Annotated in this window: 1 protein-coding gene and 1 pseudogene; one reads left to right on the top strand and one right to left on the bottom strand. The window is 76.6% G+C overall.

Features of this window, described 5'->3' with window-relative positions; translation table 11 throughout:
* A pseudogene (locus DW309_RS19195) lies at positions 1 to 252 on the top strand (hypothetical protein); the annotation flags it as partial.
* A 2-nt stretch (positions 253 to 254) separates the two neighbouring features.
* Here the strand turns inward: DW309_RS19195 and DW309_RS01175 are convergent.
* The coding region (locus DW309_RS01175; RefSeq protein WP_168387126.1) for a substrate-binding domain-containing protein at positions 255 to 624 on the bottom strand (370 nt) is incomplete at its 5' end.

Below are 624 nucleotides of genomic sequence, written 5' to 3'. Positions count from 1 at the left end.
GAGCTGCACGGCACGGACGGGGCGGCCTCGGGCGTGCGGGTCGAGTCCGACGTGACACCCCTGGCCCCGCGGACGGCGACACCGTGGCTCACCGTTCCGGCGCGCCCGGGGGCCTGGGTGGCGGTGGGGGTGCTGCTCGGCGTGGCCTCGGCGTCGCCGCAGCTCACCCCGCAGGAGGGCGGGTGGCTGGTCGTGTGGGCGGACGGGTCGACGACCGCGTTCGACGCGGAGGAGCTGCTGCCGTCCGGCTGACCTCAGCGGTGCGCGGTGCTGTCGCGCACGAGCAGCCGGGTGGGCACGATCGCACGGTCGCCGTCCGCCGCCGGGTCCGCTCCCTCGATCGCCGCGACGAGGGCCCCCACCGCCCGCTGTGCGAGAGCGGAGAAGTCCTGGCGGATGGTGGTGAGGGGCGGCAGGTAGTCCGCGGCATCCGGCACGTCGTCGAACCCCACCACGCTCACGTCCGCGGGCACACGGCGCCCGGACTCCGCCAGGGCCCGCAGCAGACCGAGGGCCATCTGGTCGTTCGCGCAGAACACGGCCGTCGCGGGAGCCAGCGCGGCACCTGCCGCGAATCCCGACCGCGAGGTCCAGTCGCCGCGGACCACCGCGGGCGCCGCGATG

Origin of the sequence: Microbacterium sp. K41 (assembly GCF_004794395.1) — a bacterium.
In the GTDB taxonomy this organism is placed as follows: domain Bacteria; phylum Actinomycetota; class Actinomycetes; order Actinomycetales; family Microbacteriaceae; genus Microbacterium; species Microbacterium sufflavum.
The sequence above is the reverse complement of the archived record's forward strand: the minus strand, read 5'-3'. Positions and strand labels throughout refer to the sequence as shown.